Source organism: Alkalihalobacillus trypoxylicola, from assembly GCF_001590785.1.
GTDB lineage: Bacteria > Bacillota > Bacilli > Bacillales > Bacillaceae_D > Alkalihalobacillus > Alkalihalobacillus trypoxylicola.
In genome coordinates, this window is the sequence record NZ_LTAO01000001.1 from 223,182 (window position 1) to 244,694 (window position 21,513).

The 21,513-nt window shown below is 33.1% G+C and carries 29 protein-coding genes and 2 pseudogenes; 10 read left to right on the plus strand and 21 right to left on the minus strand.

Going from position 1 to position 21,513, the window contains the following annotated elements; all coding sequences use genetic code 11:
* From AZF04_RS01030 to AZF04_RS01040, 3 genes are all read right to left on the minus strand, one after another.
* Nucleotides 1-477 carry a DUF2975 domain-containing protein gene (locus AZF04_RS01030; RefSeq protein ID WP_061947199.1) on the minus strand — a complete coding sequence of 159 codons (477 nt, stop codon included), beginning with the start codon at nt 475-477 and terminating at the stop codon, nt 1-3.
* Nucleotides 478-1,115: 638 nt separating this feature from the next.
* On the minus strand, nt 1,116-1,550 hold the full coding sequence (locus tag AZF04_RS01035; RefSeq protein WP_061947200.1) for a DUF6773 family protein: 435 nt from the start codon (nt 1,548-1,550) through the stop codon (nt 1,116-1,118).
* Between the two features lie 4 nt (nt 1,551-1,554).
* Entirely contained in the window at nt 1,555-1,761 is a 207-nt protein-coding gene (locus tag AZF04_RS01040) for a helix-turn-helix transcriptional regulator (RefSeq protein WP_061947201.1), read from the minus strand.
* A gap of 306 nt (nt 1,762-2,067) precedes the next feature.
* Between AZF04_RS01040 and AZF04_RS20875 the strand changes: the two genes are divergently transcribed.
* The 3 genes from AZF04_RS20875 to AZF04_RS01055 are packed head-to-tail and all read left to right on the plus strand — an operon-like array spanning nt 2,068 to nt 3,493.
* On the plus strand, nt 2,068-2,391 hold the full coding sequence (locus AZF04_RS20875; protein ID WP_045479042.1) for an ArsR/SmtB family transcription factor: 324 nt from the start codon (nt 2,068-2,070) through the stop codon (nt 2,389-2,391).
* A gap of 3 nt (nt 2,392-2,394) precedes the next feature.
* Complete coding sequence (locus AZF04_RS20880; protein WP_061947202.1) at nt 2,395-2,790, plus strand: SRPBCC family protein; 396 nt, start codon at nt 2,395-2,397, stop codon at nt 2,788-2,790.
* 1 nt (nt 2,791) lies between these two features.
* On the plus strand, nt 2,792-3,493 hold the full coding sequence (locus AZF04_RS01055) for an FAD-dependent oxidoreductase (RefSeq protein ID WP_061947203.1): 702 nt from the start codon (nt 2,792-2,794) through the stop codon (nt 3,491-3,493).
* 372 nt (nt 3,494-3,865) lie between these two features.
* Here AZF04_RS01055 and AZF04_RS01060 read toward each other — a convergent pair whose 3' ends face one another.
* Both AZF04_RS01060 and AZF04_RS01065 read right to left on the minus strand, forming a co-directional pair.
* Entirely contained in the window at nt 3,866-4,330 is a 465-nt protein-coding gene (locus tag AZF04_RS01060; protein ID WP_061947204.1) for a spore coat protein, read from the minus strand.
* 80 nt (nt 4,331-4,410) lie between these two features.
* Entirely contained in the window at nt 4,411-4,761 is a 351-nt protein-coding gene (locus AZF04_RS01065) for a hypothetical protein (protein WP_061947205.1), read from the minus strand.
* A gap of 320 nt (nt 4,762-5,081) precedes the next feature.
* On the opposite strand from AZF04_RS01065, the gene AZF04_RS01070 reads away from it, so the two are divergent.
* Nucleotides 5,082-5,645, plus strand: a complete 564-nt coding sequence (locus tag AZF04_RS01070; protein ID WP_061947206.1) for a GNAT family N-acetyltransferase — start codon at nt 5,082-5,084, stop codon at nt 5,643-5,645.
* A 196-nt stretch (nt 5,646-5,841) separates the two neighbouring features.
* Here AZF04_RS01070 and AZF04_RS01075 read toward each other — a convergent pair whose 3' ends face one another.
* Nucleotides 5,842-6,318, minus strand: a complete 477-nt coding sequence (locus AZF04_RS01075) for a hypothetical protein (RefSeq protein ID WP_061947207.1) — start codon at nt 6,316-6,318, stop codon at nt 5,842-5,844.
* Nucleotides 6,319-6,472: 154 nt separating this feature from the next.
* Between AZF04_RS01075 and AZF04_RS01080 the strand changes: the two genes are divergently transcribed.
* Nucleotides 6,473-6,685 (plus strand): hypothetical protein, encoded by a 213-nt coding sequence (locus AZF04_RS01080; protein ID WP_061947208.1) that lies wholly within the window; start codon nt 6,473-6,475, stop codon nt 6,683-6,685.
* A 71-nt stretch (nt 6,686-6,756) separates the two neighbouring features.
* Here AZF04_RS01080 and AZF04_RS01085 read toward each other — a convergent pair whose 3' ends face one another.
* Together AZF04_RS01085 and AZF04_RS01090 are read right to left on the minus strand one after the other, a co-directional pair.
* A complete protein-coding gene (locus AZF04_RS01085) occupies nt 6,757-7,572 on the minus strand; it encodes an SMI1/KNR4 family protein (protein ID WP_061947209.1) in 816 nt (271 codons plus the stop codon).
* Nucleotides 7,573-7,636: 64 nt separating this feature from the next.
* A complete protein-coding gene (locus AZF04_RS01090) occupies nt 7,637-8,119 on the minus strand; it encodes a hypothetical protein (RefSeq protein WP_061947210.1) in 483 nt (160 codons plus the stop codon).
* Nucleotides 8,120-8,306: 187 nt separating this feature from the next.
* Here AZF04_RS01090 and AZF04_RS01095 point away from each other — a divergent pair, with 187 nt between their 5' ends.
* Nucleotides 8,307-8,519 carry a DUF6366 family protein gene (locus AZF04_RS01095; RefSeq protein WP_061947211.1) on the plus strand — a complete coding sequence of 71 codons (213 nt, stop codon included), beginning with the start codon at nt 8,307-8,309 and terminating at the stop codon, nt 8,517-8,519.
* A gap of 114 nt (nt 8,520-8,633) precedes the next feature.
* On the opposite strand, the gene AZF04_RS01100 is transcribed toward AZF04_RS01095, so the two are convergent.
* The 3 genes from AZF04_RS01100 to AZF04_RS01105 are packed head-to-tail and all read right to left on the minus strand — an operon-like array spanning nt 8,634 to nt 9,871.
* A complete protein-coding gene (locus tag AZF04_RS01100; protein ID WP_061947212.1) occupies nt 8,634-9,356 on the minus strand; it encodes a hypothetical protein in 723 nt (240 codons plus the stop codon).
* 54 nt (nt 9,357-9,410) lie between these two features.
* Nucleotides 9,411-9,536, minus strand: coding sequence for a hypothetical protein (locus tag AZF04_RS21730; protein ID WP_268753409.1), 126 nt, complete (start codon nt 9,534-9,536; stop codon nt 9,411-9,413).
* Nucleotides 9,537-9,538: 2 nt separating this feature from the next.
* On the minus strand, nt 9,539-9,871 hold the full coding sequence (locus tag AZF04_RS01105) for a GNAT family N-acetyltransferase (protein WP_061947213.1): 333 nt from the start codon (nt 9,869-9,871) through the stop codon (nt 9,539-9,541).
* Between the two features lie 179 nt (nt 9,872-10,050).
* On the opposite strand from AZF04_RS01105, the gene AZF04_RS01110 reads away from it, so the two are divergent.
* Nucleotides 10,051-10,452, plus strand: a complete 402-nt coding sequence (locus AZF04_RS01110; RefSeq protein ID WP_061947214.1) for a hypothetical protein — start codon at nt 10,051-10,053, stop codon at nt 10,450-10,452.
* A gap of 326 nt (nt 10,453-10,778) precedes the next feature.
* Here AZF04_RS01110 and AZF04_RS21995 read toward each other — a convergent pair.
* From AZF04_RS21995 to AZF04_RS21085, 3 genes and pseudogenes are all read right to left on the minus strand, one after another.
* A pseudogene (locus tag AZF04_RS21995) lies at nt 10,779-10,928 on the minus strand (hypothetical protein); the annotation flags it as partial.
* Between the two features lie 415 nt (nt 10,929-11,343).
* Nucleotides 11,344-11,595, minus strand: a complete 252-nt coding sequence (locus tag AZF04_RS01115; protein WP_061947215.1) for a hypothetical protein — start codon at nt 11,593-11,595, stop codon at nt 11,344-11,346.
* 865 nt (nt 11,596-12,460) lie between these two features.
* Entirely contained in the window at nt 12,461-12,616 is a 156-nt protein-coding gene (locus AZF04_RS21085) for a hypothetical protein (protein WP_156479555.1), read from the minus strand.
* 207 nt (nt 12,617-12,823) lie between these two features.
* Between AZF04_RS21085 and AZF04_RS01120 the strand changes: the two genes are divergently transcribed.
* The gene (locus AZF04_RS01120) at nt 12,824-13,288 is read left to right on the plus strand and encodes a DUF3888 domain-containing protein (protein WP_061947216.1); all 465 of its coding nucleotides are present in this window, start codon (nt 12,824-12,826) and stop codon (nt 13,286-13,288) included.
* Between the two features lie 197 nt (nt 13,289-13,485).
* Here the strand turns inward: AZF04_RS01120 and AZF04_RS01125 are convergent, their stop codons facing one another.
* Both AZF04_RS01125 and AZF04_RS01130 read right to left on the minus strand, forming a co-directional pair.
* Nucleotides 13,486-13,701 (minus strand): hypothetical protein, encoded by a 216-nt coding sequence (locus AZF04_RS01125; protein WP_061947217.1) that lies wholly within the window; start codon nt 13,699-13,701, stop codon nt 13,486-13,488.
* A gap of 246 nt (nt 13,702-13,947) precedes the next feature.
* Nucleotides 13,948-14,166, minus strand: coding sequence for a hypothetical protein (locus tag AZF04_RS01130; protein WP_061947218.1), 219 nt, complete (start codon nt 14,164-14,166; stop codon nt 13,948-13,950).
* A 369-nt stretch (nt 14,167-14,535) separates the two neighbouring features.
* On the opposite strand from AZF04_RS01130, the gene AZF04_RS01135 reads away from it, so the two are divergent.
* Entirely contained in the window at nt 14,536-14,877 is a 342-nt protein-coding gene (locus AZF04_RS01135; protein ID WP_061947219.1) for a YolD-like family protein, read from the plus strand.
* Between the two features lie 103 nt (nt 14,878-14,980).
* Here AZF04_RS01135 and AZF04_RS01140 read toward each other — a convergent pair whose 3' ends face one another.
* From AZF04_RS01140 to AZF04_RS01155, 4 genes are all read right to left on the minus strand, one after another.
* Complete coding sequence (locus AZF04_RS01140) at nt 14,981-15,457, minus strand: hypothetical protein (protein WP_061947220.1); 477 nt, start codon at nt 15,455-15,457, stop codon at nt 14,981-14,983.
* 339 nt (nt 15,458-15,796) lie between these two features.
* Entirely contained in the window at nt 15,797-17,146 is a 1,350-nt protein-coding gene (gene glnA, locus AZF04_RS01145; protein ID WP_061947221.1) for a type I glutamate--ammonia ligase, read from the minus strand.
* 69 nt (nt 17,147-17,215) lie between these two features.
* Nucleotides 17,216-17,620, minus strand: coding sequence for a MerR family transcriptional regulator (locus AZF04_RS01150; RefSeq protein WP_045479108.1), 405 nt, complete (start codon nt 17,618-17,620; stop codon nt 17,216-17,218).
* Between the two features lie 82 nt (nt 17,621-17,702).
* A complete protein-coding gene (locus AZF04_RS01155; RefSeq protein WP_153017186.1) occupies nt 17,703-18,953 on the minus strand; it encodes a methionine gamma-lyase family protein in 1,251 nt (416 codons plus the stop codon).
* Nucleotides 18,954-19,615: 662 nt separating this feature from the next.
* Here AZF04_RS01155 and AZF04_RS01160 point away from each other — a divergent pair.
* Nucleotides 19,616-20,033 (plus strand): annotated as a pseudogene (locus AZF04_RS01160) (VOC family protein).
* Nucleotides 20,034-20,553: 520 nt separating this feature from the next.
* On the opposite strand, the gene spoVK reads toward AZF04_RS01160, so the two are convergent.
* Nucleotides 20,554-21,504, minus strand: coding sequence for a stage V sporulation protein K (gene spoVK / locus AZF04_RS01165; protein ID WP_061947223.1), 951 nt, complete (start codon nt 21,502-21,504; stop codon nt 20,554-20,556).
* Nucleotides 21,505-21,513 lie beyond the last annotated feature (9 nt).

Sequence of the window (21,513 nt, forward strand, 5' to 3'; positions counted from 1 at the left end):
TCATACGGTTAAATCATTTTCAGATTTTATTTCTAATGCGTTTCTTAATAGCGTTTGTAGTAACATGGAAAAGACAGCTACAACAAAAGAAGAAAAAATAATAGTTAAAATCATTAATGCGATTCCTGGATGAAAAGCATTTTGTATCATTAGAAAAATGGCACCCAATGTATAAAATAAACTAATCATAATAGCACACGATTTAATAACCCTTAAACCTTTTACAGATTTTATTGAAAAGGCGTCATTTTTTTCTATTCGACGTAACAATTTAACAGCTTGATATAGAGCTATGTAGAAAGGTGGAATGGTTGCATACAATCCAATTAAAACTGGATACCTTAAGTACGAATACTCCGGAAACATCTCCGCTGTTTTTTTAGCTAGTGATGGCATGAAAAAAATACATAAGATTAATACAATGAATCCGATTATAATAATCGCCATCTTTAAAAAAGTTGTTTTACCCTTTTCCATGAAAAAACCCCCTCTTAGACTTTCTATTTATATGAATCCATCATAATCTAAAATTTATCGTTTTACAATAAATTTTTAATATTTAATAATAAATATTCAGTGAATTTCAATAATAATCCCAAAAAAAGTATCTATTCTGCGCTTTTCATTTCCAAATCACATAGGCTTATTTTGAGAAATCGTTTGCCAGAAAAATAGTAATTGTTTTATTAAAGGTTTTCATGGGAAAATAACCGATTGTTCATATTTATAGTTGAACCCTTTCTTAATAAAGAGTTCAATAATGTCTTTCGGTCTATGGGGAGGTCAACAACTAAAAAAGTCAACCTAAAGGGATGGATTTCAGTAACATTAGGAATTATTACTTTCAGTGATTGGTTTTTTGTGGGGCTAATAGGATATTTAAATTATGTCAAAACAAAGAGGATTTAAATTAATTTTAATAATTGGAATGACTTTGAACATTCTCTTAACTTTCATTGGATTTTCTTAACACCAGTAAGCAAGTTTAGTTTTACCTTTTTCTACACAATAGAAGCACACCTTACATACTCATGATTAAGCTTATCTGTTTATGAGAAGAATGGGCATAATCATGAGTAGACTTCTTCATCTCGTTCATCATCCCGTTTCCACGTTTATTCTTCATCCTCTAATTTTTTTGCCTTTTCTTTACGCAAATAAAAAATATATAAAGATGGGATAAATATCGCGATAAAGAAGAAAAACATACTTATACTTTTAGCAACTAATGAATTGTCTTGTAAAAGGACAAACGCTATAACAAAGGATAGAAGTAAGCTTACTATCAAGCTTACACCGATGGAATATTTTGATGGCTTTTTATCGTTATCATCATTCTCAACAGATAGATTCATCTGTAAATAACCAGAAACTATACCTGTAATAATAAAAACGTACCAAACAGGTGTTGATGTTAATTCAGCTATTCCATGTTCAATCACATGTAGAGTGAGTAAGAATATAATTCCTAATGTTTGAATGATAAATAATGTTCGGAACATTTTCAGGTTTTTCTCAGCAATTCTTTCATCCGTTATTTTTTTAAACATTTGCTTAATCCCCTTCCTTATCTATCCAAAATAATTGATCAAGTGTCTTTTCAAGCTCATAACAAATCTCCATACAAAGCTTTAAAGATGGATTATAAGCCCCTTTTTCGATCAAGCTAATCGTTTGTCTAGTAATCCCAATTTTTTGCGCTAATTGTTGCTGTGTATATCCTTTTTCCATTCTTGCTATCTTCATTTTATGATTCAACATTCTTCTCCTCCTACATGAATTGTAACATATAAATTGCATTATGAAATATATATATTACATTCTTACATAACAGATTTTAAACTTGACCTTGGTAATTAACATCGATTCGAATGGAAAAAATCCCCTCATCGATCATCAAAATATTTTCCAAGGGAAAATCTTGGTCAATTTTCCCGTACATTTATCAAGTATTTGAAGCATCAACATTAGCTCATTGTTCCACTATTTCATTTTTCGATTGACACGACACCTTAAAGTGTCATATCATTAAAAGACACTTTAAGGTGTCTTTTTTCGGAGGTGACTATGAATCAAGCAGCACGTCAGCAACATGATATATTTTTTGCTATTGCTGACCCTACAAGACGTAAAATGATACAACTATTATCAAAAGAAAAAGAACTCGCTTTACATGAATTAACCCCTCATTTTCCTATTGGTAGAACAGCCGTCACCAAACATCTTACTATTTTGAATGAGGTAAATCTTGTTTATAAAAGAAAAGTTGGTCGAGAAACGATATTCAGTTTTAATGGTGCACCCCTACAGGAAATAAAGGATTGGGTGCTTTACTATGAAGAATTTTGGAGAGAACGCGGAAATTTATTAAAAAACATATTGGAGGAATAATCTTTGTTTAATGTATCACTTGATTTTGAATATAAAAGTCCAATAGACAAAGTGTGGAATGCTTTAACCAATCCGGACATACTTGCTCAGTGGGTCATGGAAAATAATTTTAAACCTATCGTTGGCTATAAATGTAGGTTTTGGAATAAAGAAATTGGTTTAGTCGTACATAGTGAAGTGCTGACTGTAAATAAACCCTCTCAATTATCGTACACTTGGATTGGAGGCCCTATCGATACAGTTGTTACATGGACTTTAAAGCAGGAAGGTGACATAACCTATGTACACTTAGAACAAACGGGCTTTCCTGACCAAAGCACTGAATATTACGGAGCCTATTATGGCTGGTCTAGTATGTTAGAGAAATTATCATCATATTTAAGCGGGGAGTCGATATAGTATGGGCTTTTTAAAGGATTCATTAACAATCTTTAAAAAAAATGAACTTTCTTTTCTTAAAAAGGAATCAGAGGGTTCTAACATATGGACCTTTTATTTTAAAAAACCAAAAAACTTACATTGGCATTCTGGTCAACATGGACTTTTTAAAATAAATCAAAAAAATCTTAAGGATTCTACTCGAGCTTTTACCTTATCTTCATCACCTACTGAAGAATTCATTACGATTACAACTTCAATAAAAGAATCACCAAGTGATTTCAAAAATGCTTTATTTCATTTAAAGCCGGATGAGACAGTCACTTTGAATGGTCCTGTTGGCTCTTTTTATGTGAAAGAAGATAAACCTTTGTATTTCATTGCTGAAGGGATTGGGATAACTCCCTTTTACTCCATGCTCAAACATATGAGCGACCAAAACAATAATCATACAATGAAAATCAAACTTCTATACGTGGATAAATATGATAGATTCCCGTTCAAAAACCATTTGACAACACTATCTCAATCTTTACCTTTAGACATCGTCTACCTTACTGACGCCTCGGCGCTTTCAGCTCAACTCAAAGCCAGCGTTAACGAAGAAAAAGAAGCATTTTATTATATCGCGGGAAGTAAAGCCTTCATTCATGACAATGTGAAGCAATTAAAGCAATACAACGTACCTAGCAAACATATTTTTAAGGATTCATTCTTTGCTTAATAACGAATAGAGAGAAGGTTAAGACCCTCTATTTTTCTATACATCCAAAAACAAAACGTAGGGAGATTAACATTTCAAGCTTAAAGCTTATGTATAGACTTACAAAAACCAAGAAAGCTTGCCACTATACCTTTTTTTAACCTGGTAATGAGATTTAACAAATTCTATACTATTTTATAAATGATATTTTCAGCAATGTTTCTTTTTCGCTCTTTCTTTATGACTTTTAGTCACATAACTAAATGATAAGCATATATTGATAGTAAGAATTATTGTCACTCAAAAGTAAAGGGGCAATTCTCTTACTTTCGATTATTGCCCCATCCACTATCATGAGCTAGGCTTTATAAAGCTTTAGTCTGGCTCTTCTTTTTATAAAATGTCTAATTGTACTAATAAAGCTAATAGAATTTGAAGTAACAGCTGAATATTGATCGCGATTTGAGTATCAGTTGTGCTAACATCTACATTTCTAGAATTTTCTACAACTGTTTTTTGATAGCTTAATTGTTTAACTTTAGAGCTTTGTAAAAGATCTTGAGTAATTTTTTCAGCTCTTTCACTATCTGCAATAGAAATACTAATGACTAGAGCAATAGCAGCTTGTAAAGAAGCTTGCAAAGAAAGAGCAGCTTTTGTATCGGTAGAATTGACCGTTACATCACAGGAATCTTTAATGAAAATATACTCCTCTGAAAGCTGTAAAGTCTTATTCGTTTGATCAGCATTTTGATTTTCACTATTACCGTTGTTACCCATTGGATGACATGAATTCGGATCAAGAGCTGACCATCTTCTTGCTCCCTCTACTTCTAAAGAATTATTTTGTTCACTCATTTTTCATTTCCCCTTTCTTGTAAGATAATTTAAATTATGTTTTTTTTTTGATTTTGCTTGGACGAACTAATTAAAATCTCTTAAAATCTTTTTTGATTGAAAAAATGGTTATTTGAATATTTTCTAGTAATTTTAGCTGTTGGTTGATCGAAAAAATTAACTTTAGGAATTTGATTTTCACTTTCACTAGTGTTTACTCTTTTTGCAGAAGAACGATCATTATCTCTCTTAAACGATTGACTATCCATTGACGCTTCAACGGTTTCTAGATTTAAGCCTTGCAAAAATTTATTCACCTCATCTTGAATACCTAGGACCGTGCTTTTCACTTTTGCTTGATCATTTAAGGATAAGTCATTGCTACTTCTTACATTATGTTTATCTAGAATTCGACCTACCGCTACCTCTACTAATTTTTGCTGATTTTTCATTATTACTCTCCTTTCAAATATCTTTTATTCTTATTTCATGACAGACAAAATGATAGAAAACTAGAAATACACTACTAGTCTCTCTAGGGCTATCTTATGTTTTTTTGCTTGTTTTGCTTGGGCTTTTCTTAAATTCAAGCTAAAAGCTTGTACATACATTTAATAGACTTCTATACCTACTTAGCTAAAAAAAACAACAAGAAAGTGAGAGATGCAAAAAGAGAATTTCCCTTCTTAATCTTGTATATAAATGATTTACATCTTTCCACTACTGTATTAAATTGTAATATAAAGAGAATTTGAAATGGAGGGATTATGAGATGCTTCAAACATCAGAATCAAAAGTAACACTAAGAAAAGTTGCCCATACGGATGTGGATACTTACCATAAATGGCGGAATGATTTTGAAGTAATGAATTCCACAAGTCTTTCATTGGATGTATACAGTTTAGAAGAAACGAAAGATTTCTTTGAACAGGTTATTTTAAATGGAAATCATTCAAAAAGTTATATAATTGAGGAAACGGAAGGAAATAATCCTATAGGGATTACCTCTTTAATCAACATCGATTCCAAAAATAGAAATGCTGAGTTTATTATTGATATTGGAGAAAAGGAATATTGGGGGCAAGGCATCGCAACGATTGTCTTAAAGGAAATTTTAGATTTTGCTTTTTTTGAATTAAACTTACATAAAGTCTATCTAAAGGTATTCTCTTTTAATGAAAAAGCCGTTCACCTTTACACTAAACTGGGCTTCAAACAAGAAGGAGCAAACAGAGAGGCACTTTTTAGAGGGAATCGCTGGCATGATATTATACATATGGGCATTTTAAAGAAGGAATGGGAACTAAATAAGGAGAGTCGAGCTGTGACTAACTGATGAGCCAAATAGGTGAAACCACCTTCTCAGATCTAACAATTAGAACTACTAAAAAGGTCACCCTCATCCTAGGTGACCTTTTTTTTATCCTATTGGTTTACCTACATTTTATACATTTATATCTCAACTGGAACACGGCAGTTCAAGAATCCTCTTCAGCAAAAAATAGGAATCAAAGAGTTTTCTTAATGAAAATTCAATCCATCACATGCATTTTAATAGGTTCGATTTTCACCTCAATATCCATTTCATTTTCATCCTCATCTTCAAGCGTCAATAAAGAGCTAGTAAGAATGTCATAATCCCCTTGTTCTTTTAGGATAAATTCTTCTTTTGTGTTAATGGATTTTCCCTTCTTAAATTCAGTTGTAACTGCCATATCCACATAAGCTATTCCGAAATCAACTTCTTCTCCATGATCATGCAAAAATGTATTTCTTATAAAAGGGTTGGCATGCATAACCGAAATATCGTCTGTTCCTTCATAAATTAACTTCTTCTCAATCCAAAAAGGCTCATCTACATTTACTTGAATGGGTACCGTTAGTTCAATTGTAAAGTACTCCCCTTTTTCTAAGTAGGTCTGTGTATCGTGATGAACTTGTCGTTCACTCTCATTACATCCACTTAAAATCATGAATATAAGGAGTAGGCATGTATATTTAATTTTCAAACCAAAACCTCCTTTATAAATAGATAGTCCAATCAATAGGACCTTCATTATGTACATAGTATAGGTCTTGAGCAGGCAGCTTTCACCTAAATCTGTTTTACCATCCATTTTTTAGGGTAAATAACAGAGTAATACATGATGATGAGGTGATAACATGGTTTCTTTTAAAAAAAGAATGCATCATTCAAGATACCGTACTGTTTTAACTTGTATGTTTTCTATGCCGATTATTGCCGTTTTAGGCTTTTTTAATATCATCCCTGTTTCCAATACATTAGCTTGGTTTGCACTCGCAGCCTTTATTGTTAGTTTGATTGTTTATTTTGGGACATTCAAAAAAAGAAATCCAGCTGATGAAATAAATTAAAGATATTCTATAAAATTAGGATATCTTTTTATCAGTAAAAGTATATAAATACCCCCTAAAGGTTCAAGACCTTAACTTATCCTCTTTTGTAATTTTTCCAAGCTGTAATCTGTTAATTCTTTCACTTCTTTATTTTTACTTTTGGAAAGGTCATTTAGTATGTTTAGTAAATCGCTATCTTCTATTGTCCCTTGATTTTCCCCTTCAGCGCAGCACATTAAAAATAACAGTAAATAGACTTGTACCTTTGGCTTTTTGTGTTCTTTCATTTTTTTTACCATATATCGTATTAACTCATTATTCGTTGAGAGCACTTTCGTGAAAAGACGGTCTACTTCTTTTGGAGTACCTTTTAGGATTACTTGATCGATTTCACTATAGTAATGCTTCACTTCCTCATTTGTAAGCTCTTTATCATAGGTAGATGGCTCTTCTTCTATATACTCAACTAACCCTGAGATCAATTCATCAAAGTTCTCTGCTAATTTAAATTCTTGGTTTTCATCTACATCTATACATATAACCGATGGATTTTTTCTGTTTCTATAGTCTAGGCAAAGAAACATTGGTGGTTCAGCGGAGATGATGATTAATTTTTGACTACGAATTCCCCATTCTTTTCGTAAATACAAAGTATCTAAAATTCCAGGACTCTCTCCAATTCCCAATAGATAATCGATATAAACCGATTGTTCACTCCAGCTATTAGGTTCGTTTGTGGGAAAATATTTATTGGTCAAATAAAACCCATTTCTATTTTTCATCAAGTTTACATACGAGCTAGGTAAAACAATGTTTAATTCATTTTGTATTTTTTCTATTTGCTCAGTGCTCGGTTCTCCAAGATAATAATCATCAAGCTCTTTTTCCCATAGTACTCTCGTCATATTCTTCATTCTCCTTTATTCTTGCACTATACTAGTAGCTCAACTTTCTAACATCACTTACTCGTTATTTTATAACAACATCTATTTTGGGATTTTGAAGCGGTTCTTCACTGATATGATAAAAAAATTGAGACTCTGAATCATAGCTTATCGCTTCATTATTTAATAATACTTCGTCCGCATGATGGAATGTCAAGTTCTTTCCAAATAGTATCGTTACATCTCCTTCGTCTATGAGTTCATACGAAAAATCAACTTCTCCCTCGAAATCGATAAAATTACCGTTCAAATAACCTCTACTATCTTGTTTATCCTCTCTATATACGGTGAGAAAATTAATAGCAGCCGAATTTTTATAGCCTCTAATCAGCACATAAATTTCTTTTTCATTAGATAGTTTTTTCTGTTCTATTATTCTAATATCTGGATCGATTGACTGGATAAAGCTTTCAGCATCAAACACTGTCTGTTGACGATTATTTTCTAACAGAAAGGAACAAGAACACAAAAGCAATAGGTAGAGTATTATCGCTAATTTCTTAATCATTGGACCACCTACTTCCTAAAATGAATGAGATATACAACATTTTTACCAATTAGAAATTCCTTCATTTCATTCAATATCAACTTTCTTCCAAATTTAAGCTTCAATAATGAAATGTATAGTTATAAAACGAAGCTAAATCATATATAATGAGGTTAATCTAGTTAAATATTGAAAAAGGAGGGAAAACATGAAAGAAACTAAGCAAACACCTCAAGAAAGAAGAGAAAAGCTAAGACAAGATGAACTCAAAGGAAACCCTACAGGAAATCTGGGTGATGCATTTAACCGATCACAATTCGGAAGTCTGTCTGATTTGGTTGGTAGTTTAGGGTGGAAAAGATTTGGCATACTAATCCTAGTCATTATTGTCTTAATGGTTTTCGCTTATTTTTTTATTTAAGCAAGTAATTAGAGCTAAGTGTCATTAAAAGAACATTAGCAGAAAAAAAGATGATTCTAGAAGCATCTTAAGAATATTGAAAATTACATGATTTCTGATAATAGAGAACCTTATCTAATTCTTTTCAAAAATTTTTGAAAAGTCTTCTTCCGTCATGTTTTCTACTAAATTATCATATATAATCACCTGCTGATGATAATCAATTGCTCTACCATCTCTAAATTGATAAACGATTTCCTCGCTCTGCTCATCTTCACTCTTGTTCAGTCTAATCCTATAATCTAAATCTCCTTTTATTCTCTTAGAAACAAATTTGAGGTTTTTCTCAGCTGAAATTTCTATCTGATATAATTCATGCGCTAGACTATACCCATTTTCAACAGTTGGATTTTCACTTAGTAATAGGATATATTCTTTTTCCGGATCAGGCTCTTCATAATCGAGATTCGGCAACGTAACCGTAGTGATATAACGACCTCTCTCATTAAAGATATCCATTTTTTCTTCGTAAGGTATAAGTACCGAAATACTAGTCGGTGATTGACCTTTATAATACTCGGTTATATGAAAGTTAAAAACACGTCCTTCATAATAAAAATCTTCGGAAGGTACTTTACCTTCTTCATCAGAGGTAATCATATTAACTGACTCTAGATAATGAGTAAAATGGCCTTTTATAATAACATCTCCGCTGCCGATTAACTCTTCTATTGAGTTAGGTGGACTTTCATTATCAATCTTGTCATAAATCGTTAATACTTTTCCTTGTGAGCAAGCACTAAGAACAAAAATGAGAAATATAGCTTTTATAAGTATCCCTTTAGACACTCTTACCATTAAAAGGTACCTCCATTCTTAAGAGACATATTATAAATATCCAATCTATCATTTCTAAGGTACAAATTTCATACTCGTAATAAAGACATCAGGTCCTACTTCAATATCTTCAAACTCAACAAATCCAAATAAATTATAAAGCCTTTTAGCAGGTTCATTTTTTGCTCCAGTACTTACCATTACTAAAGAATCTTTCGTAACTTTATTTTTATAAAATATTCTAGTAAACTCTTCGCTATCCCTCTCCGAAAATGACTGGGGTCTACAACTAACTTACCTATTTGAAAGGAATCTCGCTTTTTTATGTAGGAAATAAAGCCGATTAACACACCTCTTTCTATATAACCTAAATATGTTTCTTCGGAATAAATAATTTCATCGATTGTTTCTTTTAATGGTGGAATTCCATCAAAACGAATGATTTCTGCTTCTACTTTATAAGCTAATAACTGAATGGTAAGTATTTCCTTAGCGGTCTCTTGATTTTTAACATTTATTTTAACGATGATAAACAACACTTCCTATACATTTCTTTTATGTATATATTTTACTATTAAATGATAATTAATTACATGATCTTTACTTAATAGGAAATGAATGAGATACTTTAAGACGAATTTACATTTGCTATATTACGAGACGTAAGCTCTACTAATTCAAATGGTTAATAAATTCAAGATGAAAGGTTTTGTTTATGAGAAAATATTTAAAATGGATTCTTTCTATAACAGCATGTTTGTTACTATATGTAATGTATATGTCCTTCTTTTATAACCCTCATGAAATAGACGTTCATGTAAAAAATGAGACTCATGAAGCGATAATGGGTTTGTCGATTACTTATACGAATGTTGAATCACCGATTGAACTGCCTGCCATACAAGCTGGCGAAACTCATAGCATAAAAATTGATATAATGGAAAGCTCAAATGAGCAGTTTCATGAAGGTTCTATGGAACTACACTATCATGAAAAGTATGAAAAAACGATTATTGGTTATTTCGGAAAAGGCTATAATGGAAAAGTGGACATTATTATTGAGGAAATAGATAGCAACGGTCAACTATCGATTGAATCTAGTACAACAGTAAGATAAGCAGTATCCAATCTAGGACAAAGAAATTTATTGACTGCATGTCGAAAATGAATGTATTGAAAAGTGGCAGATACCAAATGCATGATTGAAGAGCACCGTATGTGTAAAGTGCTCTAGTTAAATCCACCAACCCACTCTTCGTCCGGTGGAAGCACCAAATGAACGATAATAATCAGCTCGGTTAGGTTATTTATTTAGATTCTTCAACAAGACCTCCCTTCTATAAATAAAAAGGAAGGTCTATTTCTTGTGTACCTATTCATTACACTCCCTATTAGATTTCGCTTCATTCAAAAATTTAATAAGTAGGTCTGTTCATCGTTTCATTAGTTGCTCTTAATCAAAGACTTTACAAAATCAAGCGTAATGGTTTTTAATGAGGAATTAATTTTTAAATTCGCCCTCTCTAAGCATTTAGAGCAAATCCAATTCTCTTCAGCTATTTTATATCTATTTAACCCTACATGTTGGTTACAAACTGCACACTCAACAAAAAAACCATTCTATCACCTCTCCCAGTATATACGTAAAATAAAATGGAAAGTTCCGGACATGATAATCTCTTAAACTTTGCATAATTCTATCAATATATTCGCTCTTATAAAGTGACTATTTTGATTGAGGTGGTGTCGCTTTGAAACTTTAGTTGAAGTAATTCGTATGTATATTAGAAACGCTTTTAAAATGCTTAGGAGGTTCAATCATGTTCAAAAACTGGTATAGCTACTTTCTTTGTATCATCACTTTTTTGATTATTGGATTTTTAACTTTTAATAATACTACTTCAGCTATCATTTTTGGAATAGTAAGTGGTGGAATCTTTGGATGGGTTCTTTCCTCTCCCTCAAAAAAAAGTAACAAAAGCTAATTGCTTTCTGTATTAAAAATAAACTAAAAAATATTCCATAACATATAAATGACTTCTACTAACAAAACTGTCACGAAAAAACCGACAATGCCTATAACCCATTTTTTATTTTTCGTATTAGATCGTACCATTTCAATGGCAATTAAAGTTACAGTAAGGGCTACCGATAAATTAAAACCAATATCAAGCCATATTAAATCAACGAAAAATTCAACGACAAAAATAATTAATGCTACAATTGCAGTCCATGGCCACAATCTTTGTGCTAGTTTCATACATTTCCCCCGCAATCTGGTTGTATTTTATTTATTTCACCAAAATGATAAAAGAGGTACGATAATTAAATATTTTCCCCTTATAGAACGTTAAGTCCTCTTTGCTCAATCCTCTTTCCACATTAATATCATGCAGGATTTTAGTATTTTTTGTCAAATTACTTTTTTTAAAAAAAGTATGGAACTAGGAGGAATAAAGAATATTATTATTCATTATTTTAATGAGCGTGTAATGACCGACTTTACGTCCATTTTATTTGTTTACTTCTCTTTATTTGAAACCATTTCATAATGCATATCTTATAATGATAACCGCACGAGTTGGTTTTTGATTTTCACTTTAGGTAGATGCTTTCCCAAGGGCTTGTCTTCAGCTAACTCCGACTACGCAGGGCTTCGTCAGAGTGGATTTTCACACTGCGCTGATCCTTTGGGAGTCACTACCTATCGTTACAATCAACGAGTTAATTCGAAAGCATTCAAAACTTCTTTAAATAACTTGTCTGTTTTATTCTTAAACCCACTTCATCCTTCCTATCTTTTAATAAAAATCGAGCGGTTAAGTTTTTGATTTACACTTTAGGTAGATGTTTTCCCAAGGGCTTGTCTTCAGCTAACTCTGACTAGGCAGAGCGTCGTCAGAGTGGATTTTCAAACGGCGCTCATCCTTTGGGAGTCACTACCTACCGTTACAATCAACAAGTAAATTCACAAACATTCAGGACATGGTTTTTAATAAACGTTCTTTTTTCATTCATTTATAGAGCAATGATAAAATTCACTCATTTGTTTTAATCTATAAATTTTAACCAAGAAAAAAAGGCAATGTAACTACATTACCTAATCATTATCGTTCTGAAGATTTTCATTTAAATTTTAAAGCATTAGTTAGAACTTCAGAAAGCGAAGCTTCTAGCTCATCAGGAAAAGTTTCTAAATCATTTTTAAGCTCTTCTATCTGATTCTCAACCATTTTAAATCTTGGGTCACCTTCTTTGATTCGTCCAAATATGAACATCATTAACACCTCCTTGTTACGATTTTAGCTTATGACGCAGCGTAACAAGCAAGACGTTTATTTATTGTATTTTAAGAATCGAATAATTTTAAGAGGTCAATTTTAATCGAGTCAAAAAAAGTATAGTGTCAAACTTCATTTTCTACACACTCTAAATTTTATATATTATGGACACTTCCATGTATGTTTTTTACTAAAAGTGGAAATATAATGATTATTCAACTAAAGGGTGGTTTAAGTATGAAATATCGGATTGTTCTTTGTGTTTTTATTTTACTTATATTTTTTCCTGGTAATACTGGCTTAACTTATACTATTGATACGAATAGAGAATCAAATGATTTAATCATTCATGATGCACTAATGTCCTTACTTGAAGCCCCTATTGCTAAAGCCGTTGGAGAATTTTATTCCCAGTCGCTAACAGAACAACCTGAGGTTTATCCCTATGATATTGATATTATTCAATTAAAGAGAGTAAATGGCTTTCGTAGCTTCTTATTTGAAATTACTGTAGAAGTAATGCCTGTTCTTGGACCTCATATACAAGTTGGTAAAGATAGATTGACGTTGGAACTCCCTTCTTCTCCCACTACTCCAATAAAGGTAGTAAAATATAATCATTTAGAAACCTATGAATTACCTCCAAATTGGAAGAATGTCTTAAAGAGATAAGCTATACTTCGTAGGTTTCTCCAGCTCATAGTAATAACAAACAATCCTCTTTCATTATTAACAATTAATCAAGGTGTTTCATGGTGATTATTTAAAAAAGAGTGTTAATCTAATTCAGTACTAAATACCATTGGAACAACATGAATTCACTTCATATTTAGAACGTAAAAAAGACCACTCATTCGAGCAGCCTATTATTATTCATTAACAAGTTCTTTAATTTTTACATGTGTGACATTCTCAGAACAAACAATGACCTCATCTTCCCCTACATTCCCAAAAGTCACATATCGGTTTTCTGTTAATGCTCCATCAACAGCTTTTACTACTTTTTTAATGTTATCATCTTCTCTTTCTGCTTCAAAAACAGGTTTATCTCTTCCCACGACATAAACTTCCATCGAGAATTTCACTATAGTCACTCCTTATTTTGTAGCATTTTCACTAATCTTTACCCCGAAATAAGGTGTGATATTCATGGAATTTATGAAAAATTCTATAGTATTATGCCTTTTTAAGAAAATAATATAGAGAATGTTATTATAAAAGCGAGTACTCAAATATGCCATGCGTTAATGAATGAATGACTATTGTTAATGAGAATAAGATAATCTATTTTAATAATTTCCTCTTATACATCTATTTCTGAGCGTGACTTTTTACTTATATAATTTTTTGTAGCCTGTCATCCCTTTTTTCCAAAAGAAAAAGAGAAATATTGCTATATATATAGGATGTATTGCAAAAGTAATGATGTATACCCTAATTACATAATCCCTAATATGATAAAAGGTACTACCAAATACAAAAAACAATACTTCAGTTATTAACACAATTAAAAAGGTAATCCAAAACCAAATAGGATATCTCTTAATCATAATCTATCTCCTTTTAAAGAAATAACTTCTTATACCCATATTTTATACGTCACCATCTGTTCTTTTAATGCTCTCATTATACGCTCCATTTATTAATTTATATCCGAATGTTCCTAATACCATTAAACTCAACATACAATTAGTACGATCCCATTTCAAGAAAATGTTACCATAATTATCTTAAAAAATGGAAATAGTTTCAAGGTAATTTGCTCTTCATTTGATATTTACTCCGTTAATCTCACAGTCTCTCATTTCTAATACAATTCATGAATACCCGAGTTCTTTTATTTTTGCGAACAAACATTCTTTAAATAAGTTGATGTAGGAACCTATGTTCGCATATACTATATATAGGGAGTTGATTAAATGACAGACGCAGTCCATTTAAGACGAAGGAATAAACTTTGGAAAACTAGCTTTATCTTGCCTGAACATGTCATCGAATTACAGAATTTAAAGCAAGAGGATCAAAAAATGCCAAAATCTTTATTAAATGAACAAGAACTATATGAACTTGGCTTAATTGCTTATGATAGCTTAAAGAACTCTTTGGAAGTAAAAGTGACGTATTGGGCAGATGGTTTCTTTAAAGAAATTTTGGGAATAGTAGACTCTATTGATCATCTACTTAATAGATTTAAATTAAGTATAGGAGAAGAATTCATGTGGATTGATGTAGTGAAACTTCAATCATTAGAAAGAATATAGCTTTATATAAATTAGGTTATTAGAAATCTAGCAAACACTTATAACTAAAAAAAATAAGTCCTTTTAGGGGCTTATTTGTAATATTTATCTCTTATTTTTTCTTCTAACTGTGGGCTTTATCTAATTGTAACTTCATATTTGTATTTCCTGTAACATCTATTAAAAATTGAAAAAAACGCTTAGAACCTGTTAACATTGTTATTAAAAATTCTCTACTAGGTAAAACTATTTTTTTATTGTGCACTTGAAAATACAATTGATTATGAACCTGTTTAATAGATAGTAAAGCTTGAGAATTTGAGAATGAAATCGAAGCTTCTCCTCGTAAAATAAACGCCTCTATCAATTTTAAATAATTAGGCCAAAGGTAATCAAGATCATCCGAATAAATTTCTGTTAAAAAGATTATATTCTGATATCTAACCTCAATATATCCAAAAATATCTGTTATGAGTTTACCACCTGAAAATTTCATCCTTTCACGAAGCATAGCAGCTGCGGCATTATAATCCTCTTCAATAGAAAGATAAGTAAATTTTTTTTTCTGCAGAAATGATTTTACTTCCATTTGATTAAACAACTGCATCATCCCTTCAATCAATTAGTTACGTACTGAAAGAATGTTATGACATGGCCTCTGTCAAACATACACAAATTATACTAACTCCATTATACGTAGATAAAATTGACATTCCAAAATTTAAAATTAGTTATTGCTTCATTTTGAGTTGCAAAGCTACTGTTCTAATTGATATTAAACTGTCCACGCTACATATGCTACAGAAGCTTTGTGACTTTTTTGGAATGATTAAGCTTTCTGGGTGTATTCTGGGTGCACCCAGAATCACCCTTAGTTTCTTCACTTAATTAAAGTGCAACAAAAACCCTTAACACTATATGTGTCAAGGGTTTCGGGTCATTAATAGTTTTGTAGGTATTGGTCACGTTCCCAAGGGTGTACTTGCGTGCGGAACATATCCCATTCGATTTCTTTTGCTTCGACGAAGTGTTCTACTGCGTGCTCACCTAGTGCTTCGACTAGTACTTCATCTTTTAATAGAGCGTCGATTGCTTCTTTTAATGTAGCTGGAAGGTCATCGATGCCTTCTTCTACGCGCTCTTCTTTGCTCATAATATAAATATTACGGTCTGTTGCTTCAGGTGGAGATAGTTTCTTTTTCACTCCATCAAGTCCTGCTGCAAGCATAGCTGCCATTGCTAAATATGGATTAGCTGCTGGATCTGGGCTACGTACTTCAATACGAGTACTTACTCCTCTAGAAGATGGAATACGTACTAGTGGACTTCTATTACGCATAGACCAAGCCACGTATACAGGCGCTTCATAACCTGGTACTAAACGCTTATAAGAGTTTACGATTGGATTCGTAATTGCTGTAAAAGCTTCTGCATGCTTCAAAATACCAGCTAAGAACTGCATCGCTGTTTCACTCAATTGAGACTCAGTGCTCTCATCAAAGAACACATTTCCTTCTTTTGTGAATAGTGACATGTTACAGTGCATTCCTGAGCCGTTTACACCAAATAATGGTTTTGGCATGAAGGTTGCATGCAATCCATGCTTACGAGCAATCGTTTTTACGACTAATTTAAACGTTTGAATGTTATCACACGCTGTGATTGCATCTGCATATTTAAAATCAATTTCGTGCTGACCAAGAGCTACCTCGTGGTGAGAAGCTTCGATATCAAAGCCCATATCCTCTAATTCTAGAACGATATCACGACGACAGTTTTCTCCTAAATCTGTCGGAGCAAGGTCAAAGTAACCACCTTTATCATTAAGCTCTAAAGTTGGCTCGCCTTTTTCATCATTTTTAAATAGGAAGAATTCTGGCTCTGGTCCAATATTAAAGGCTGTGAAGCCTAGTTCTTCAGCTTGCTTTAATACTCTCTTTAAAATTCCTCGAGGGTCGCCCTCGAATGGAGTAGGCTGCTCTCCTGGCTTTCCTGGCATATAAATATCACAAATTAAACGAGCAACTCGTCCTTTTTCAGGTGTCCAAGGGAAAATAACCCATGTATCCAAATCAGGATATAAATACATATCTGACTCTTCAATTCGAACAAATCCTTCGATAGAAGAACCATCAAACATCATTTTGTTGTCAAGAGCTTTTGTTAATTGGTCAACGGGAATTTCTACATTCTTAATGGTTCCTAATAAATCAGAAAACTGCAAACGTATAAAACGAACATTGTTTTCTTCTGCAATTTTTAGAATATCTTCTTTTGTAAACTTCGCCATTTGTTGTTTTTCCCCTCTCAAAATCATTTTATATGGATATAGTATTCCTTTACCTTTGGAACCTATTTATCACCTTTTATGTTGTGGATAGAATCTAGATAATTCTCCTTGGATTAAGGACGCTTTTCCATTTTTCCCTGCTTGCATAATCTCTGACTTTAATCGTTTTCTTAACTCTCGCTGTGATAATTCTTTCTTCACTGTTCGCTCTTTTAAAGTCTCTTTAGTTTTTTCTTGCTCTTCTAGATAATGCTTAATTGCAGATAAATTAAAGCCTTTTTCTAATAAATCCTTAATTTCTAACAAACGGTCAACATCATTAAAAGTAAACAACCTTTGGTTTCCTTTTGTTCGAACCGGCTTCACTAATTGATGCTCTTCATAATAACGGATTTGTCTCGCTGTCAGCTCGGTTAGTTGGATTACAATCCCGATTGGAAACAATGGCGTATTACGACGATCCTCTATTCTCATCACGTCACCTCCGCTTAAACCTACTATTAGACTACTAGATGTAAGATTCAATGTCAACTAATGTGAGCATTCTTGACATGGATTACTTTTTTAAGGAATCTAATGTTTTAAGCGCTTCTATTATCGCATATTTTACGTGCTCATACGTGAGACCACCTTGTACATACGCTGTATACGGAGGGCGAATTGGACCATCAGCCGTCAATTCAATGCTTGCACCTTGGATAAATGTACCAGCTGCCATAATCACTTCACTTTCATAGCCAGGCATGGAGCTCGGATAAGGTGTAACATGACTATTAATAGGAGAATTCAATTGAATAGATTGGCAAAATTGAATCATCTCATCCGCTGAAGGAAAAGAAACCGATTGAATTAAATCCGTGCGGGGATCACTCCACTTCGGTGAGGATTCAAGACCCCTTTCCTCTAAGCAAGCTGCTGTAAAGATGGCTCCCTTTAAAGCTTGAGCGACAACATGGGGGGCTAAAAAGAAACCTTGATACATTTCCTGTAAGCTATATAGTGTCGCTCCTCCTTCCTTGCCAATCCCAGGAGCAGCTAAACGATAAGAAGCGAGCTCTATGAGTCGTTGCTTACCCACGATATACCCTCCAGTTTTAACGATTCCACCGCCAGGGTTTTTTATTAAAGAGCCTGCCATCAAATCAGCTCCAACATGACACGGTTCAAACTCCTCTACAAATTCACCATAGCAATTATCAACAAAAATGATAATATCTTCATTGATGCTCTTAATAAATTCAATCATCCTTTTAATTTGCTCGATTGTAAAAGATGGACGATTATCATAGCCTCTTGAACGTTGAATGCCAATCATTTTCGTTTTCTCTGAAATCGCTTCTTTAATTTTTCCCTCATCAATCCAATCGTTTTGAAGTGGAATCGCTCGATAATCTATTTGAAATTCCTTTAATGAGCCATGTCCATTACCACGTATTCCAACAATCTCTTCTAACGTATCATAAGGCTTACCTGTTATGTAAATCAATTCATCTCCAGGACGTAACACACCGAATAAGCAGGTGGCAATTGCATGAGTACCTGATATGATTTGTGGTCTTACAAGTGCGGCTTCTCCACCAAACACATCTGCATAAATTTCTTCTAACGTTTCTCTTCCTACATCATCATAGCCATAGCCGGTCGATGGTGTAAAATGAAAATCTGAAACCTGATGCTGTCGAAAGGCTTCAATCACTTTTCCTTGATTTTTAAAAGCGATTTTATCTTTTTCTTTATGTATGGCTTCTATCTTTTTTTCTACCCTTTCTAAAAATGCTTCAAACGTCTCATTTTGCGTATTATCCATCATAATCTTCCTTTTCTATCTTACTTAAAAGTCTACTTTGTCATTATAGCACGACGTTGAATATTGTCGAAATTGATAGGGGGAAAACGTAGGCTCTTAAATAGATGTGACAACCTAAAAGTTGGATTATAAAATAAGACTCTTTAATAAAGACGATTTTCGTAAATTGTAACGCATGTAGTGACTCCCAAAGGATCAGCACAGTTTGAAAATCCACTCTACGACGCTTTGCGTAGTCGGAGTTTGCTGAATACAAGCCCTTGGGAAAGCATCTACCTAAAGTGAAAATCAAAAACCTAATCGCTCCGTTTTCACTATAAAATATGAATTATGAAATTGATTCAAGTAAATAAAATTGAACGTCTATTATAAAATATCCTTAAATGTTTTTGAATTTTCTTGTTGATTGAAACGGTAGGTAGTGACTCCCAAAAGATCAGAGCAGTCTGAAGATCCACTCTACGACGCTCTGCGTAGTCAGAGTTAGCTGAAAACAAGCCCTTGGGAAAGCATCTACCTAAAGTGAAAATCAAACACCTAATCGCTCAAGAAGAAGTCTTTGAAAGAAATCAGAATTAACAAATAAACAATAGAAGATTAGAAGGAGAAGTATCCAAAAAAGAGAATAGTCTAATGATCAAAAAATGGGAGTAGTTTTTAATTTGAGTGAAAAATTATGGAGAATTGGCACTACTTATATTCCAGTAACGAACGTAGAAAACTCATCTGATTGGTACGTAATTAAAATTGGTGCGGAGTTAAATTATAAAGATGAAAACAAAGCGATTTTAAACCTTGCGAACCAAAGTATTTTTTAGTTAAATCAAATGCCACCAAAGTTCTAATTTCATAGATATTTATGGAGAAGAACGTTTATCTTTAACTTTTGAAGTGAATGGGATAGATGCTCTGGGAGCCGTTCATAAAGATTTTATTGAGAATGAAGTAATAGTTGGAGACATTGAAAAAAGAGGACACTCTGGGAAAAATTTTGTTTTTTATGATTTGGATCAAAATAAGTTTGATGTATGGAGTGAACTGAGCCCCATTTTCAAAGAAAGATATGTAACCTCACAATAATTAAGCTAACAGAGTAAAAGAACGACTATAGGCACTTCCTTTGGGAGTAGACTTCAACATGACCAAATAGAAAACTTTAGGATAGAACAAGCAGGGAGAAAATCTGCTTTAAAACATCACATTAGAGAAACTTGAAATAATGTGGAATGTTGCAAACAACAATAACGAACCATGCAACCTCCTTATATTAAAAAGGAGGTTCTTTTGAACGGGTAGATTCCATACGACAGACTTAAGCTAGCGGACACAAGACACGGAGACTCCAGTGGGAAGTAGTGGCCATGCCGAAATCCACTTTAAAAAAAGTTAGTTCGGCGGCACCCCACAGGACGCGAAGTGTCTTGGGAGAGCGAACAGGCTGGGAGCTAAAATGTGTGGAATCATTCATTCGTGAGTATTGTCCCTCTCCTATTCTTTGTATGTGTAACCATCCATCACATTACACACCATTTCTTATTTCGATTTAATAAGTCAATTAAAGAAACGTTTGACTCCACCGTCACGACAACTACGATTCTTTTTATTGTGTATTAACTCGAGACGCTTGAAAATTAAAATCATCTGCTTCAAGTGTTTCTAAATGTTTGCGCTCAAATAGCCCACCTCTTAACAGGCGAACTGCTTGCTTACGAATGGCTTCTTCTACTAAATTTCTAATATACCTTCCATTACTGAATGAGCGCTCCTGCTCAAATCGTATAATCTTTATGTGCTCTCTTAAATGACGTGTTGCTTCCTGACTTAATTTATATTCTCTCTCACTGGCCATCGCCATTAAGATATCAATTAACTCTTCTAATGAATAATTCGGAAATTCCATTGAAATCGGAAATCTCGATGGTAGACCTGGATTCAAGGACATAAAATAATCCATTTCCTTCGAATAACCGGCTAAAATGAGCACAAAATCATGCTGCTGATCCTCCATAGCCTTTACCATCGTATCAATGGCCTCTTTACCAAAGTCTTTTTCTCCACCACGAGCTAAAGAATAAGCTTCATCAACGAATAACACACCACCTTGAGCCTTTTTAATGACTTCTCTCGTTTTCTGAGCCGTATGGCCAATGTATTCTCCAACTAAGTCAGCTCGTTCCACTTCTAGCAAGTGACCTTTTTCTAAAACGTTCATATCATGGAAAAATTCTGCAATAAGCCTAGCTACGGTCGTCTTTCCTGTGCCTGGATTTCCTTTAAAAATCATGTGGAGCACTTGCTTGGATACCTTTAAACCATTCTCTTCTCGACAGCGATTAACGTAGAGCCATGCATAAATTTCATTAATGAGCCTTTTTACATCTTTCAGCCCGACATATTGATTCATCTTTTCTTCGAATTTTTTTAATACTTCATGCTTTTCTTTATCTTGCTCTGAATAATAAACAAGAGTCTTGGAGTCTTTTTCTACCCTCGTTTGGTTTAATACGACATTAATTCGTCCGTTCCTTTTAGTGTTTATGGGGTTACTCATGCTGCTCAC

Coding starts and splice junctions, on each gene's coding strand:
- AZF04_RS20875 (WP_045479042.1), top strand. CDS start 2,068: ATGAATCAAGCAGCACGTCAGCAACATGATATATTTTTTGCTATTGCT.
- AZF04_RS01060 (WP_061947204.1), bottom strand. CDS start 4,330: ATGAGTGAACAAAATAATTCTTTAGAAGTAGAGGGAGCAAGAAGATGG.
- AZF04_RS01035 (WP_061947200.1), bottom strand. CDS start 1,550: ATGTTTAAAAAAATAACGGATGAAAGAATTGCTGAGAAAAACCTGAAA.
- AZF04_RS01055 (WP_061947203.1), top strand. CDS start 2,792: ATGGGCTTTTTAAAGGATTCATTAACAATCTTTAAAAAAAATGAACTT.
- AZF04_RS01080 (WP_061947208.1), top strand. CDS start 6,473: ATGGTTTCTTTTAAAAAAAGAATGCATCATTCAAGATACCGTACTGTT.
- AZF04_RS01040 (WP_061947201.1), bottom strand. CDS start 1,761: ATGTTGAATCATAAAATGAAGATAGCAAGAATGGAAAAAGGATATACA.
- AZF04_RS01110 (WP_061947214.1), top strand. CDS start 10,051: ATGAGAAAATATTTAAAATGGATTCTTTCTATAACAGCATGTTTGTTA.
- AZF04_RS01095 (WP_061947211.1), top strand. CDS start 8,307: ATGAAAGAAACTAAGCAAACACCTCAAGAAAGAAGAGAAAAGCTAAGA.
- AZF04_RS01150 (WP_045479108.1), bottom strand. CDS start 17,620: ATGAGAATAGAGGATCGTCGTAATACGCCATTGTTTCCAATCGGGATT.
- AZF04_RS21085 (WP_156479555.1), bottom strand. CDS start 12,616: ATGATGTTCATATTTGGACGAATCAAAGAAGGTGACCCAAGATTTAAA.
- AZF04_RS01155 (WP_153017186.1), bottom strand. CDS start 18,953: ATGGATAATACGCAAAATGAGACGTTTGAAGCATTTTTAGAAAGGGTA.
- AZF04_RS01030 (WP_061947199.1), bottom strand. CDS start 477: ATGGAAAAGGGTAAAACAACTTTTTTAAAGATGGCGATTATTATAATC.
- AZF04_RS01090 (WP_061947210.1), bottom strand. CDS start 8,119: ATGATTAAGAAATTAGCGATAATACTCTACCTATTGCTTTTGTGTTCT.
- AZF04_RS01120 (WP_061947216.1), top strand. CDS start 12,824: ATGATTATTCAACTAAAGGGTGGTTTAAGTATGAAATATCGGATTGTT.
- AZF04_RS21730 (WP_268753409.1), bottom strand. CDS start 9,536: ATGGTAAGTACTGGAGCAAAAAATGAACCTGCTAAAAGGCTTTATAAT.
- AZF04_RS01130 (WP_061947218.1), bottom strand. CDS start 14,166: ATGATTAAGAGATATCCTATTTGGTTTTGGATTACCTTTTTAATTGTG.
- AZF04_RS01135 (WP_061947219.1), top strand. CDS start 14,536: ATGACAGACGCAGTCCATTTAAGACGAAGGAATAAACTTTGGAAAACT.
- AZF04_RS01115 (WP_061947215.1), bottom strand. CDS start 11,595: ATGAAACTAGCACAAAGATTGTGGCCATGGACTGCAATTGTAGCATTA.
- AZF04_RS01100 (WP_061947212.1), bottom strand. CDS start 9,356: ATGGTAAGAGTGTCTAAAGGGATACTTATAAAAGCTATATTTCTCATT.
- spoVK (WP_061947223.1), bottom strand. CDS start 21,504: ATGAGTAACCCCATAAACACTAAAAGGAACGGACGAATTAATGTCGTA.
- AZF04_RS01070 (WP_061947206.1), top strand. CDS start 5,082: ATGCTTCAAACATCAGAATCAAAAGTAACACTAAGAAAAGTTGCCCAT.
- AZF04_RS01085 (WP_061947209.1), bottom strand. CDS start 7,572: ATGACGAGAGTACTATGGGAAAAAGAGCTTGATGATTATTATCTTGGA.
- glnA (WP_061947221.1), bottom strand. CDS start 17,146: ATGGCGAAGTTTACAAAAGAAGATATTCTAAAAATTGCAGAAGAAAAC.
- AZF04_RS01065 (WP_061947205.1), bottom strand. CDS start 4,761: ATGAAAAATCAGCAAAAATTAGTAGAGGTAGCGGTAGGTCGAATTCTA.